The sequence below is a fragment of the Streptomyces agglomeratus genome, assembly GCF_001746415.1.
GTDB lineage: Bacteria > Actinomycetota > Actinomycetes > Streptomycetales > Streptomycetaceae > Streptomyces > Streptomyces agglomeratus.
The window spans coordinates 6,322,271-6,335,450 of record NZ_MEHJ01000001.1 but is presented as its reverse complement, the minus strand read 5'-3'; the positions used below and the strand labels follow the sequence as shown (position 1 = coordinate 6,335,450).

Below are 13,180 nucleotides of genomic sequence, written 5' to 3'. Positions count from 1 at the left end.
CCCTGGCGTGAAGGCGTCCCACGGGGCGGACGGTGTCGCGTCCTTGGCGTGTTCTGATGGCTCACGGTCGCCGGGTGGGCCTCGGACGGTGACGCCAGGTCGGCATGAGCCGATAGTGTTCAGCATTGTCGAACCGAGGTGGAGGTGGCCGAGCGTGGCGAAGAACATCCAGTCGCTCGAGCGGGCGGCGGCGATGCTGCGCCTGCTCGCGGGGGGCGAGCGCAGGCTCGGCCTGTCCGAAGTGGCCTCGTCCCTCGGACTCGCCAAGGGTACGGCGCACGGCATCCTGCGCACCCTCCAGGCGGAGGGATTCGTCGAACAGGACCCCGCCTCCGGCCGCTATCAGCTGGGGGCCGAGCTGCTGCGCCTGGGCAGCACCTACCTGGATGTGCACGAGCTGCGCGCCCGCGCGCTGGTGTGGACCGACGACCTGGCCCGCTCCAGCGGCGAGAGCGTCTATCTGGGCGTACTGCACCAGAAGGGCGTGCTGATCGTCCACCACGTCTTCCGGCCGGACGACAGCCGGCAGGTGCTGGAGGTCGGCGCCATGCAGCCGCTGCACTCCTCCGCACTGGGCAAGGTGCTGTCGGCGTACGACCCGGTGGCGCACAACGAGGTCGTCGAGAACGAGCGCAAGACCTTCACCCCGCACACGATCACGGACGCCGAGGACTTCGAGGCGGTGCTCGACCTGACCAGGGCGCGCGGCTGGGCGGCCGACGTGGAGGAGACCTGGGACGGGGTGGCGTCGATCGCCGCCCCCATCCACGACCGCCGGCGGATGCCGGTCGGCGCCGTCGGCATCACCGGGGCGGTGGAGCGCGTCCGTGACGGCGGGGGGCTGCGCGCCGAGCTGGTGGCGGCCGTACGGGACTGTGCGCGCGCCGTTTCGCGCGACCTGGGCGCAAGCCGCTTCTGAGGCGCGTCACCCCACTTCCTGTCACGCTGGTAACGATCGCGAAACCGGTCGCGGAACTCTTGACGCGCGTCTTAACCGGGGGCAAAACTGCCGTTCATCGGTCGGCAATGCCGAACACCTACCGGCAATACGCGCTAGAGTGTGGCAACGCCAAGGGACCGGCTAGGCCCTCACCGAGGGCGCGGACCACCCGGAGGGACCCGGGGTTCGCCTTTCCCCTGGAACGAAGGACAAAGGAGTCGCGGGTGTCCAGCTCCGACATCTTCATCGGCGAGATCATCGGTACCGCCGTGCTCATCCTGCTCGGCGGCGGCGTGGTCGCCGCCGTCGTACTCAAGCGCTCGAAGGCCCAGAACGCCGGCTGGCTCGCCATCACCTTCGGGTGGGGCTTCGCCGTCATGACCGCCGTCTACATGACCGGCACGCTTTCCGGCGCTCACCTCAACCCGGCGGTCACGGTCGGCATCGCGATCAAGGACAGCGACTGGAGCAACGTTCCGGTCTACGTCGCAGGTCAGATACTCGGCGCCATGATCGGTGCCGCACTGGTCTGGATCGCGTACTACGGCCAGTTCCAGGCCCACCTCACGGACCCGGAGATCCTCGCGGAGCAGCCGGCCGAGGAGGGCATGGTCGACCAGAAGGCCGCGCCCAACGCCGGCCCCGTGCTCGGCGTCTTCTCCACCGGTCCTGAGGTACGGAACGTCTGGCAGAACCTGGCCACCGAGATCATCGGCACCGTCGTGCTCGTTCTCGCGGTGCTCACCCAGGGCCTCAACGACAGCGGCAAGGGTCTCGGCGTGCTCGGCGCGCTGATCACCGCCTTCGTCGTCGTCGGCATCGGCCTCTCGCTCGGCGGCCCGACCGGTTACGCGATCAACCCGGCCCGTGACCTCGGGCCGCGCATCGTGCACGCCCTGCTCCCGCTGCCGAACAAGGGCGGCTCCGACTGGAGCTACGCCTGGATCCCCGTCGTGGGCCCGCTGATCGGCGGAGCCGTCGCCGCGGGTATCTACAACATCGCGTTCGCCTGAGCCGACCGGCCGACCCTCTACAGACCTCCGGGAGCACACCGTGACCGACGCACACACCACCGGCCCGTTCATCGCGGCCATCGACCAGGGCACCACCTCCAGCCGCTGCATCGTCTTCGACAAGGACGGCCGGATCGTCGCGGTCGACCAGAAGGAGCACGAGCAGATCTTCCCGAAGCCGGGCTGGGTCGAGCACGACGCGGCCGAGATCTGGACCAACGTCCAGGAAGTCGTGGCCGGCGCCATCGGCAAGGCGGGCATCACGCCCGCCGACGTCAAGGCGATCGGCATCACCAACCAGCGCGAGACCACGCTGCTGTGGGACAAGAACACCGGCGAGCCCGTCCACAACGCCATCGTGTGGCAGGACACCCGCACCGACGCGCTCTGCAAGGAGCTCGGCCGCAACGTCGGCCAGGACCGCTTCCGCCGCGAAACCGGCCTGCCGCTGGCGTCGTACTTCGCGGGCCCCAAGGTCCGCTGGCTGCTCGACAACGTCGAGGGTCTGCGTGAGCGCGCCGAGGCCGGCGACATCCTCTTCGGCACCATGGACTCCTGGGTCATCTGGAACCTCACCGGTGGCACCGACGGCGGCGTACACGTCACCGATGTCACCAACGCCTCGCGCACGCTCCTCATGAACCTGCACGAGATGCGCTGGGACGAGAAGATCCTCCAGTCGATGGACATCCCGTCCGCCGTGCTGCCGGAGATCCGCTCCTCCGCCGAGGTGTACGGCGTCGCCAAGGCCGGACCGCTGATGGGCGTGCCCGTCGCGTCCGCGCTCGGTGACCAGCAGGCCGCCCTGTTCGGCCAGACCTGCTTCTCCCAGGGCGAGGCCAAGTCGACGTACGGCACCGGCACCTTCATGCTGATGAACACCGGTCACACACCCGTCAACTCGTACAACGGCCTGCTGACGACCGTCGGATACCGCATCGGCAACCAGAAGGCCGTCTACGCCCTCGAAGGCTCCATCGCCGTCACCGGCTCGCTCGTCCAGTGGATGCGCGACCAGATGGGCCTGATCAAGTCGGCCGCCGAGATCGAGACGCTGGCCTCCTCGGTCGAGGACAACGGCGGCGCGTACTTCGTGCCGGCCTTCTCCGGCCTGTTCGCCCCGTACTGGCGTCCCGACGCCCGCGGTGTGATCGCCGGCCTCACCCGGTACGTCACCAAGGCGCACATCGCCCGTGCCGTCCTGGAGGCCACCGCCTGGCAGACCCGCGAGATCAGCGACGCCATGACCAAGGACTCCGGCGTCGAGCTGACGGCCCTCAAGGTCGACGGCGGCATGACCTCCAACAACCTGCTGATGCAGACGCTCTCCGACTTCCTGGACGCACCGGTCGTGCGCCCGATGGTCGCCGAGACCACCTGCCTCGGCGCCGCCTACGCCGCCGGCCTGGCCGTCGGCTTCTGGTCCAGCACCGACGAGCTGCGCGCCAACTGGCGCAGGGCCGCCGAGTGGACCCCCCGCATGGACGCGGACACGCGGGACCGCGAGTACAAGAGCTGGCTCAAGGCCGTCCAGCGGTCCATGGGCTGGATCGAAGACGAGAGCTGACGAGGAGTTACGAAAATGACCACCCTGCAGAGCGTCCCGGCCCTCGGGACGCGCCCGGCCGACGGCTGTGCCACGAGCCGTGCCGAAACCCGGGAACACCTTTCCAAGGCGACGTACGACCTCCTGGTGATCGGCGGCGGCATCCTGGGCATCTCCACCGCCTGGCACGCCGCCCAGTCGGGACTGCGGGTGGCCCTGGTGGACGCCGGCGACTTCGCCGGCGCCACCTCCTCCGCCTCCTCCAAGCTGCTCCACGGCGGACTGCGCTACCTCCAGACCGGCGCGGTCAAGCTGGTGGCGGAGAACCACTTCGAGCGGCGCGCCGTCTCCCGGGACGTCGCGCCGCACCTCGCCAACCCGCTGACCTTCTACCTCCCCGTCTACAAGGGCGGCCCGCACGGCGCGGCCAAGCTGGGCGCGGGCGTCTTCGCCTACTCGGCACTGTCCGCCTTCGGCGACGGTGTCGGCCATGTGATCAGCCCGGCGAAGGCCGCGCGTGCGGTGCCCGAGCTCCGTACGGACGACCTCAAGGCCGTCGCGGTCTACGGCGACGACCAGATGAACGACTCGCGCATGGCCCTGATGACGGTCCGGGCCGCCGTCGATGCGGGCGCTACCGTCCTCAACCACGCCGAGGTCACCGGCCTGCGCTTCACCAACGGCAGGGTCACGGGCGCGGAGCTCAGGGACCGCCTGGACGGCTCCGAGTTCGGTGTGACGGCCCGTCTGGTGCTCAACGCCACCGGGCCGTGGGTCGACCACCTGCGCAAGATGGAGAACCCGAACGCGGCGCCCTCCATCCGCCTCTCCAAGGGCGCGCACCTGGTGCTCAAGCGGACCGCCCCCTGGCGGGCCGCGCTGGCGACGCCGATCGACAAGTACCGCATCACCTTCGCGCTGCCGTGGGAGGACCAGCTGCTGCTCGGCACGACCGACGAGGAGTACGAGGGCGACCCGGCGGACGTCGCGGTCAACGAGAAGGACATCGCCCAGATCCTGGACGAGGCCGCCTTCTCGATCCGCGACCAGCAGCTCTCCCGCGACCTGATCACGTACTCCTTCGCGGGTCTGCGGGTGCTGCCGGGCGGTCCCGGTGACACCTCGAAGGCCAAGCGCGAGACGGTCGTCACCGAGGGACGCGGCGGGATGCTGTCGGTCGCCGGCGGCAAGTGGACGACGTTCCGTCACATCGGGCGCACCGTCATGAACAAGCTCGCCGCCCTGCCCGGCCACCCGCTGGGCGAGGACATGGAGCCGATCTCGCGGCTGCCGAAGAAGCTGCCGCTGCCGGGCATATCCAACCCGAACGCGGTGGCGCACCGGCTGCTCGTCGACGGCGGTACGCCGGGCCCGCGGATGGCCGCCGACACCGCCCGTCACCTGGCCACGCACTACGGCTCGCTGTCGTTCGACATCGCGCGGCTGGCCAACGAGGACCCGGCACTGGCCGAGCGCGTCCACCCCGACGCGCCGGAGATCTGGGCGCAGGTCGTGTACGCACGCGACCACGAGTGGGCCGAGACGGCGGACGACGTACTGCGCCGCCGTACGACGCTGACGATCCGGGGCCTGGCCACGGACGAGGTCCGCGCCAAGGTCGAGGACGTGCTGGACCGCCGCGCCTGAGGCACCGGGCGTACGGGGGGACGGGTAAGGGGCGGCCGCATGGGCGGTCGCCCCTTACCCGTGCCGGGGATCCGGCGGTTGATCCGACGGGCGCCGGGCACGCTTCCCCCATGCGCATCGGGCGTCACCGCACCTGGTTGAAGCCGTAAGGTTGGTGCGTGCACAAGGGAACTTCGAAAGGGGGCACTGGGTGATCGAGCTCGAGGGGGTTCCCGAGCTGATCGACCCGGTCATGGTGGCCGCGTTCGAGGGCTGGAACGACGCCGGCGACGCCGCCTCCACCGCGGTCGCGCACCTGGACCGGGAATGGAAGGGCGAGGTCTTCGCGGCGCTCGACGCCGAGGACTACTACGACTTCCAGGTCAACCGGCCCACGGTGTTCATCGACGGCGGAGTCCGCAAGATCACCTGGCCCACGACACGGCTCTCCGTGGTACGGATCGGCGGCGACAAGCCCCGTGACCTCGTCCTGGTGCGCGGCATCGAGCCGTCCATGCGGTGGCGTTCGTACTGCAACGAGATCCTCGGCTTCGCCCACGAGCTGGGTGTCGAGATGATCGTGATCCTGGGCGCGCTGCTCGGCGACACCCCGCACACCAGGCCGGTGCCGGTCAGCGGCGTGACCTCGGACGCGGATCTGGCGCGGACCATGGACCTGGAGGAGACCAAGTACGAGGGCCCCACGGGCATCGTGGGCATCCTCCAGGAGGCGTGTACGCACGCGGGCGTGCCAGCGGTGAGCCTGTGGGCTGCCGTACCGCACTACGTGTCGCAGCCGCCGAACCCCAAGGCCACGCTGGCGCTGCTCAACCGCCTCGAAGACCTCATCGACCTGCGCATCCCGCTGGGTGAACTGCCCGAGGACGCGCGGGCGTGGCAGGTCGGCGTCGACCAACTGGCCGCCGAGGACAGCGAGGTGGCGGAGTACGTGCAGTCGCTGGAGGAGGCGCGGGACACCGTGGAGCTCCCCGAGGCGACGGGCGAGGCCATCGCCCGCGAGTTCGAGCGGTACCTGCGGCGGCGCGACGGCGGTCCCGGCCCCGGTCACGCGACGGACGGGGGCGACACCAGCGGTACGTACCTGCGCGACAGCTCCAGCGGCCGCGCGCGGCCCCCCAGGCCGCCGCGTGCGGAGCCCGAGACCCAGCAGGGCACGGACAGCGCGGAAGGCTCCGACGGGGCGGAAGGCTCCGCGGAGGAGTAGGGCGAGCGAGTGGCGTGACGCGGGGCGGTGCCTTCGGGCACCGCCCCGCTGCCGTCGGCGAACCGGCGTCACGGGCCCGCTGCCGTCGGAGCGGCGTCCCGGCTGTGGTCGTCGGAGCGGCGTGCCGGCTGTGCTTGACCGGGTGGACACCTGGGCGTTATATGGACATATACGTCGTAAACGTAGGACGTAAAGCTGTCTGTCGGCAGGGTGCACATCGGATCGAGGTCACGCGATGACCGTCCATCGTCTCCACATCCCGCCTCGCGGCGGCTCCCCTGCGGGCCGTACGTCCGCCGACGACGGCCGGCAGCAAGTGCCGTTCGCCGCCGCCACCATCAGCGGGGAAGCCCGCCGCGCGGCGCAGCGGGTCCTCGCTTCGGGGTGGCTGACCACCGGCCGTGAGACCCAGCGGTTCGAGGAGGAGTTCGCGGCGTACGTGGGGGCGCGGCACGCGGTCGCGGTGAGTTCCTGCACCCGCCGCGATCGAGCTGGCGCTGCGCGCGCTGCGGCTGCCGCCGCGCAGCCGGGTCCTCGTACCGGCCATGACGTTCTGCGGGGCGGCCGAGGCGATCGTGCACGCCGGGCTGCGTCCGGTGCTGGTTGATGTCGAGCCGCACACCGGCCTGGCGTCCCCGCGCACGGTGGCGACCGCCGTCCGTACCTGCGGCAGGCCGTCCGCCATGGTCGTCCTGCACTTCGCCGGGGCGCCCGCGCCGGTGGAGGAGCTCGCCGAGGCGGCGGGACTGGGGCCCGGCCTCGTCGTGGAGGACGCCGCCCACGCACTGGGGACCTTCGTGGGCGGGCGGCCGGTCGGCGCGCTCTCGGGCGCCGCGTGCTTCAGCTTCTACGCGACCAAGAACCTGCCCGTGGGCGAGGGCGGCATGGTGACCACGGACAACGAGCAGACCGCCGCGTGGATCCACCGCGCGCGGCTGCACGGGATGTCGGCGGACGCCTGGCGCCGCAACGCACCGGGCGGCGACTGGGCGTACACCGTCGAAGAGGCCGGGCTGAAGGCCAACATGACTGATGTCCAGGCCGCGATAGGCCGCGCGCAACTGCGCCACCTCGACGGCTGGCAGCGCCGCCGCGAGGCCGTGGCCCGCCGTTACGAGGACGGACTGCGGCAGGTTCCGGGACTCGTGCTCCCCGCCGGCCCCCCTGCGGGCCGCCATGCCTGGCATCTGTACGTGGTCCGGGTCCTGAGCGGGTTCGGGACCGGCCGCGACGAGCTGATCGGACGGCTGGCGGAGCGCGGCATCGGCACCTCCGTGCAATTCATCCCCCTGCACCACATGCCGTACTTCCGCCGGCACGCGATCATCCCGCCCGAGGGGCTGCTCGGGGCCGAGTCTCTCTTCCCCCAGCTGCTGTCGCTGCCCATGTACCCGGCCCTGCCGGAGCGGGCGGTGGACCGCGTCTGCGCCGAGATCGCCCGGCTGGCGCCCGCGCCGCGTCGCGTCCCGGCCGCCCGTCCGGCGGCGGCGCGGCACGGCGCCCCGCGGTCCGACCGCACCGGCGGCCTGCGCACTCTCGTGGCCGGTGCGGGCGAGGCCGGCCGGGCGCTGGCCAGGGATCTGCGCGGCGCACCGGGCTTCGGACTGCTGCCGGTGGGTTTCGTGGACGACGACCCCGGCAAGCGCGGGGCGGACGGGGTGCCCGTACTGGGCACGCTCGACGACATCGGGCGGCTCACGCTCGCGCACGGCATCGAGGTGGTCGTGGTGGCCATCCCCGGACTGAGCGCGGAGCGGTTCCGCCTGGTCACCACGCTGCCGAAGCGGCGGGCGCCGGCGTCCGCGACCTGCCCTCCTTCATCGCGGCCATGCGCCGCGATGTGGTGGGCAGCGACATGCGGGCGCTGGACGTGCACCGCCTGATCGGCCGCTCCGAGATGCACGTGGTCAGCCCCGAGGCGCGTTCTGTCATCGCGGGCAAGCGCGTCCTGGTCACCGGCGCCGGCGGATCTATCGGCAGTGAACTGTGCCGGCAGGTACGCGGCTTCGAGCCGAGCCGGCTGTACCTGCTCGACCAGGCGCTCGCCTGCCACCGCACCCACGGACTCGACGTACGGGTGACGCGGGCGTCCAACAACTTCGGCCACCACCAGTACCCCGAGAAACTCGTCCCGCTGTTCATCACGAACCTCCTCGACGGCGAGAAGGTCCCGCTGTACGGCGACGGGCTCAACGTCCGCGACTGGCTGCACATCGACGACCACGTGCGGGGTATCGAGCGGGTCCGTACCGCCGGGCGGCCCGGCGAGGTCTACAACATCGGCGGCGGCACGGAGTTGTCGAACAAGGAGCTGACCGGACTGCTGCTGCGCGCCTGCGGCGCCGGCTGGGACATGGTCAGGCACGTCGGGGACCGCAAGGGCCACGACCGCCGCTACTCGCTGGACTGCACGAAGATCCGCACGGAGCTGCGTCACGAACCCCGCAAGGACTTCGCCACCGGCCTCGCCGAGACCGTCGCCTGGTACGAGGGGCACCGCTCCTGGTGGGAGCCGCTGAAGGCACACGCCGCCGCCCGCTGAGCCGGGCCGCTAGTGCGTGTCGCCCTCGCGCAGGCCGCGCCGGTAGGCCGCACAGCTCTCGTACGACGGCAGCAGCCCCTGCCGTTCCGCCTCCGCGAGGGTGGGCGCCGCCTCGTCCTTGGGCGAGAGCAGCGGGGTCACGTCCGCGGGCCACGCGATGTCCAGCGCGGGATCGAGGGGGTTGATGCCGTGCTCGCGCTGCGGCGCGTATCCCTCGGAGCAGAGGTAGACCACCGTCGCCTTGTCGGCCAGTGCCATGAAGGCGTGTCCGAGGCCCTCCGAGAGATAGACGCAGCGGCCGTCGCCCTCGTCGAGCCGTACGGTCTCCGATCGGCCGAACGTGGGTGAGCCGGTACGGATGTCCACCACGGCGTCCAGGACTGCGCCCCTGACACAGGTGACGTATTTGGCCTGGCCGGGCGGGACCTCGGCGAAGTGGATTCCGCGGACGGTCCCGCGCGCCGACACGGAGCAGTTGGCCTGCGCGAGACGCAGCCCGTGCCCGCTGGCCCCGCGGAACCGGTCGTCGGCGAACCATTCGCGGAACGATCCCCGGCTGTCCGTGAAGATCTGCGGCTCGTGGAGCCAGCTCCCCTCGATGCCCAGTGCTTTCACGCGACCGCTTCCTCGACCCGGCCAGATCCGCGCGATCCGGCGCCCGGCCTCCCATTCAACGCGCCGACGGGGACAAATGCCGCAAACAACACCCCTGTGCCGGAACAGCCGCCGCCCCCGGCCCTCTCGTCACGGAGAGGACCGGGGGCGGCGGAAACGGGAAGCGGCGACGAGCGGCGGTTACAGGGCCACGCCGAGCAGCGCGTCGACCGCACGCGAGACGACACCGGGCGCGCCTTCGTCCGTACCGCCCTCGGACGCCTGACGGGCGGCCCAGCGGTCCACGGCGGCGATGGCGGCCGGCGTGTCGAGGTCGTTGGAGAGCGCCTCGCGGATCTCCTCGACCAGGGCGTCGGCGGACGGCCCGTCGGGACGGGACACGGCCGCGCGCCAGCGCCCGAGCCGCTCCAGGGCGTCTTCGAGCACCTGGTCCGTCCACTCCCAGTCGGCCCGGTAGTGGTGCGCGAGCAGCGTGAGGCGGATGGCCGCCGGGTCCACGCCGTCGCGGCGCAGCTTCGACACGAAGACCAGGTTGCCTTTGGACTTCGACATCTTCTCGCCGTCCAGAGCGACCATTCCGGCGTGCACGTATGTCTTGGCGAACGGGTACTCACCGGTCAGCGCCTGGGCGTGGGAGGCGCCCATCTCGTGGTGCGGGAAGGCGAGGTCGGATCCGCCGCCCTGCACGTCGAAGCCCATCCCCAGGTGGTCCAGGGCGATCGCGACGCACTCGATGTGCCAGCCGGGCCTGCCGCGGCCCAGCGAGGCGCCGTCCCAGCTCGGCTCGCCCTCACGGGCGGCCATCCAGAGCATCGGGTCGAGCGGGTTCTTCTTGCCGGGGCGCTCGGGGTCGCCGCCGCGCTCGGCGGACAGCAGCCGCATCGCGTCGGCGTCGAGCCCGGAGACCTCGCCGAAGTGCGGGTCGGCCTCGACGGAGAAGTACACGTCCCCTTCGAGGTCGTACGCCGCGCCCGCGTCCCGCAGCCGCTCGATGAGCGGCACGATGCCGGGTATCGCTTCGACGGCCCCGATGTAGTGCTGCGGCGGAAGCATCCGCAGGGCGGTCATGTCCTCGCGGAAGAGCGCGGTTTCGCGCTCCGCGAGTTCGGTCCAGTCGTGTCCGTCGCGGTTCGCCCGCTCGAGCAGCGGATCGTCCACGTCCGTGACGTTCTGGACGTAGTGAACCTGCCGCTTGGTGTCGAGCCACACGCGCTGCACGAGGTCGAACGCGTTGTAGGTCGCCGCGTGACCGATGTGGGTCGCGTCGTACGGCGTGATTCCGCAGACGTAGATACGGGCGACGGGACCGGGGTCGAGGGTGATCAACCGACCGGTCGCGGTGTCGTGGATCTGGAGGTCGCGGCCCTTGCCGGGCAGGGCGGGGACCTCAGAAGCGGGCCAGGCATGCATGCCTTGAGCGTAACCGGACGCACGTTCCGGATACGAACCGGATACGGAAACGTGTCCGGCGAGCCACTGTTGCGCGAAGGGGATCGCCAGCGGCGGCGATCCGGCTACACCGGCGGCCAGGGAATGGCCGGCCACTCGCCGCTCGGCGCCGGGTGACGTGCGGTGGTCCGCAGCGTCGCCACCCGTCCCCGCAGCGCGTCCAGTTCCGCCGGGGTGATCAGTTCGGCCATGCGGGTGGCGAGCGGGCGCTCCGGCGCCAGCTCCCGCGCCAGCCCGGCCAGCATCTCGGCGGCCTCGGCCGTCAGCGGCTCCCCCGCCCAGCCCCACAGCAGCGTGCGGAGCTTGTCCTGCGTGTTGAACGTGACGCCGTGGTCGATCCCGTACAGCTTGCCGTCCGCCGTCGGCAGCAGATGCCCGCCCTTGCGGTCGGCGTTGTTGATGACCGCGTCCAGGACCGCCAGCCGGCGCAGGCGCGGGTCGTCGGCGTGCACCAGCAGCGCCGTACGCCCCTCCCCCACCTCGGCGAAGGCGATCGCCTTCCAGCCCTCGGCGGGCTCCTCGTCCTCGACGAGGGCCAGCAGCCCTCCGTCGGGCCCCGGGTCGGCCGCCTCGATCCACAGCTGGCACATGCCCTCGCCGTACGGCCCGTCCCGCAGCACGGTCGGCGGTACGAGCCCCCACCCGGTCGCCCGGGAGATCTCGTACGCCGCCACCTCGCGCTGCGCGAGCGTGCCGTCCGGGAAGTCCCACAGCGGCCGCTCACCGGCCACCGGCTTGTACACGCAGGACGCCGACACTCCGTCGTACTCGATCCCGCAGTAGAGCACCGCGTTGGACGCCTCCCCCACGCGTCCGCGCGCCGTGAGGTGCCCCTTCGCCAGAACGGTGAGGAGCTCGGTGTCCGCCGGAGTCACGCTCCGCGGCGGTATCCGTTCTGACGCGGGCATACGTGTCCCTCCGGGTCGAGAGGCAGGCTGCACAGCGGGCACGGCGGCCGGCCGGCGTTGACGACTTCGAGGGCCCGCTTGGCGAAGGCCCTGGCCTGCGCGCCGCTGAGCCGGACCCGCAGCATCGGAGGGCCGTTCTCCTCGTCCTGGAGCAGCCGTTCCTCGGCCTCCGCGAGATCCTCCTCGGTCTCCACGTCCAGCTCGACGAGGGCCTGTGCCTCGACGATCATGCGCTGTTCCTCACCGTCCCAGGCGAGCGCCATCGTGCCGACGCGGAACTCCTCCTCGACGGGGGCGTCCAGCGGCGCGCTGTCGGTGACGTCGGCGGGGGCCACGGCCGGCACGGGGGCGTTGCCCCCGGTGCGGCGCACTACTTCGTCCAGCAGCTCGTCGATCCGCTCGGCGAGCGCCGCGACCTGGGTCTTCTCCAGGGCGACGCTGGTGACACGGCCGGCCGCGGATGCCTGAAGGAAGAACGTACGACGTCCAGGCAGCCCGACCGTACCGGCGACGAAGCGGTCCGGCGGATCGTAGAGGAATACCTGACGGGACACGTCCTGTCTCCCTTGAATTCGAATCGTCTGTACGCGCGGTCCTGGGGCGCGTCCACCCTACTGCGCGGAGCGATCACGGTGCGCCCGCACCGCCCCCTACGGCCGCGTCCCCGTCACCGGCGCTCTCACGCGGCGCCAGGGAGGAGAGGTCGCCCGTGTCGCCGAGGCGTACGAGAAAGGGGCGCAGCCCGGTGTACCGGATGGCCGTAAGGGAACACGGGTCCACGTGAATCCGCTGGAAGAGGTCAAGATGAAGCCCGAGTGCGTCCGCGACGACGGACTTGATGATGTCGCCGTGAGAGCACATGAGATAGACGGCGTCCTCGCCGTGCTCGGCCTCGATCCGCGCGTTCCAGTCCCGTACGGCGTCGACCGAGCGGGCCTGCATGGCGCGCATCGACTCGCCGCCGGGGAAGGTCACGGAGGAGGGGTGCTGCTGCACGGCGGCCATGAGCGGCTCGTCGGAGAGTTCGGCGAGCTTGCGGCCCGACCAGTCTCCGTAGTGGCACTCCCCGATCCGCTCGTCGGTGTGCAGCGCGAGACCGGGCCGCGCGTCGAGCAGCGGCTGGAGGGTCTGCCGGCAGCGTTCGAGCGGGCTGGTGACCGCGGCGGCGAGCGGCACCCCGGCCAGCCTGCCGGGCAGCGCGGCCGCCTGGGCGGCGCCGCGCTCGTCGAGCGTGACGCCCGGCGTCCAGCCGGCGAGCAGCCCGGCGGTGTTGGCGGTGGAACGTCCGTGCCGTACGAGGATCAGCGTGGCCATGG

13 protein-coding genes are annotated in these 13,180 nt (G+C 71.5%); 8 read left to right on the top strand and 5 right to left on the bottom strand.

Features of this window, described 5'->3' with window-relative positions:
* Positions 1-154: 154 nt before the first annotated feature.
* From AS594_RS27695 to AS594_RS27665, 8 genes are all read left to right on the top strand, one after another.
* Positions 155-919, top strand: a complete 765-nt coding sequence (locus AS594_RS27695; protein WP_069929565.1) for an IclR family transcriptional regulator — start codon at positions 155-157, stop codon at positions 917-919.
* Between the two features lie 245 nt (positions 920-1,164).
* A complete protein-coding gene (locus AS594_RS27690; RefSeq protein WP_069929564.1) occupies positions 1,165-1,953 on the top strand; it encodes an MIP/aquaporin family protein in 789 nt (262 codons plus the stop codon).
* A 40-nt stretch (positions 1,954-1,993) separates the two neighbouring features.
* Complete coding sequence (glpK, locus tag AS594_RS27685) at positions 1,994-3,520, top strand: glycerol kinase GlpK (protein ID WP_069929563.1); 1,527 nt, start codon at positions 1,994-1,996, stop codon at positions 3,518-3,520.
* A 15-nt stretch (positions 3,521-3,535) separates the two neighbouring features.
* Positions 3,536-5,146 (top strand): glycerol-3-phosphate dehydrogenase/oxidase, encoded by a 1,611-nt coding sequence (locus tag AS594_RS27680; protein WP_069929562.1) that lies wholly within the window; start codon positions 3,536-3,538, stop codon positions 5,144-5,146.
* 190 nt (positions 5,147-5,336) lie between these two features.
* A complete protein-coding gene (locus tag AS594_RS27675) occupies positions 5,337-6,350 on the top strand; it encodes a PAC2 family protein (RefSeq protein WP_069929561.1) in 1,014 nt (337 codons plus the stop codon).
* Between the two features lie 235 nt (positions 6,351-6,585).
* Positions 6,586-6,957 carry a DegT/DnrJ/EryC1/StrS family aminotransferase gene (locus AS594_RS45470; protein WP_206281723.1) on the top strand — a complete coding sequence of 124 codons (372 nt, stop codon included), beginning with the start codon at positions 6,586-6,588 and terminating at the stop codon, positions 6,955-6,957.
* Positions 6,842-8,233: a DegT/DnrJ/EryC1/StrS family aminotransferase gene (locus AS594_RS27670; RefSeq protein WP_338120215.1), complete on the top strand. Its 1,392-nt coding sequence runs from the start codon at positions 6,842-6,844 to the stop codon at positions 8,231-8,233. The genes AS594_RS45470 and AS594_RS27670 overlap by 116 nt, the downstream gene beginning before the upstream one ends.
* The gene (locus AS594_RS27665) at positions 8,179-8,892 is read left to right on the top strand and encodes a dTDP-glucose 4,6-dehydratase (protein ID WP_107382714.1); all 714 of its coding nucleotides are present in this window, start codon (positions 8,179-8,181) and stop codon (positions 8,890-8,892) included. Before AS594_RS27670 ends, AS594_RS27665 begins: the two co-directional genes overlap by 55 nt.
* A gap of 9 nt (positions 8,893-8,901) precedes the next feature.
* Here AS594_RS27665 and AS594_RS27660 read toward each other — a convergent pair whose 3' ends face one another.
* From AS594_RS27660 to AS594_RS27640, 5 genes are all read right to left on the bottom strand, one after another.
* Positions 8,902-9,507 carry a dTDP-4-dehydrorhamnose 3,5-epimerase family protein gene (locus tag AS594_RS27660; protein WP_069929559.1) on the bottom strand — a complete coding sequence of 202 codons (606 nt, stop codon included), beginning with the start codon at positions 9,505-9,507 and terminating at the stop codon, positions 8,902-8,904.
* 180 nt (positions 9,508-9,687) lie between these two features.
* Positions 9,688-10,917, bottom strand: coding sequence for a cysteine--1-D-myo-inosityl 2-amino-2-deoxy-alpha-D-glucopyranoside ligase (mshC, locus tag AS594_RS27655; RefSeq protein ID WP_069930828.1), 1,230 nt, complete (start codon positions 10,915-10,917; stop codon positions 9,688-9,690).
* Positions 10,918-11,021: 104 nt separating this feature from the next.
* Positions 11,022-11,864, bottom strand: a complete 843-nt coding sequence (locus tag AS594_RS27650) for an SCO1664 family protein (protein ID WP_069929558.1) — start codon at positions 11,862-11,864, stop codon at positions 11,022-11,024.
* On the bottom strand, positions 11,828-12,418 hold the full coding sequence (locus AS594_RS27645; protein ID WP_069929557.1) for a DUF3090 domain-containing protein: 591 nt from the start codon (positions 12,416-12,418) through the stop codon (positions 11,828-11,830). Before AS594_RS27645 ends, AS594_RS27650 begins: the two co-directional genes overlap by 37 nt.
* Positions 12,419-12,491: 73 nt before the next feature.
* Positions 12,492-13,178, bottom strand: coding sequence for a histidine phosphatase family protein (locus AS594_RS27640; protein WP_069929556.1), 687 nt, complete (start codon positions 13,176-13,178; stop codon positions 12,492-12,494).
* Positions 13,179-13,180: the final 2 nt, after the last annotated feature.

Coding starts and splice junctions, on each gene's coding strand:
- AS594_RS27665 (WP_107382714.1), top strand. CDS start 8,179: ATGCGCCGCGATGTGGTGGGCAGCGACATGCGGGCGCTGGACGTGCAC.
- AS594_RS27650 (WP_069929558.1), bottom strand. CDS start 11,864: ATGCCCGCGTCAGAACGGATACCGCCGCGGAGCGTGACTCCGGCGGAC.
- mshC (WP_069930828.1), bottom strand. CDS start 10,917: ATGCATGCCTGGCCCGCTTCTGAGGTCCCCGCCCTGCCCGGCAAGGGC.
- AS594_RS27680 (WP_069929562.1), top strand. CDS start 3,536: ATGACCACCCTGCAGAGCGTCCCGGCCCTCGGGACGCGCCCGGCCGAC.
- AS594_RS27640 (WP_069929556.1), bottom strand. CDS start 13,178: ATGGCCACGCTGATCCTCGTACGGCACGGACGTTCCACCGCCAACACC.
- AS594_RS45470 (WP_206281723.1), top strand. CDS start 6,586: ATGACCGTCCATCGTCTCCACATCCCGCCTCGCGGCGGCTCCCCTGCG.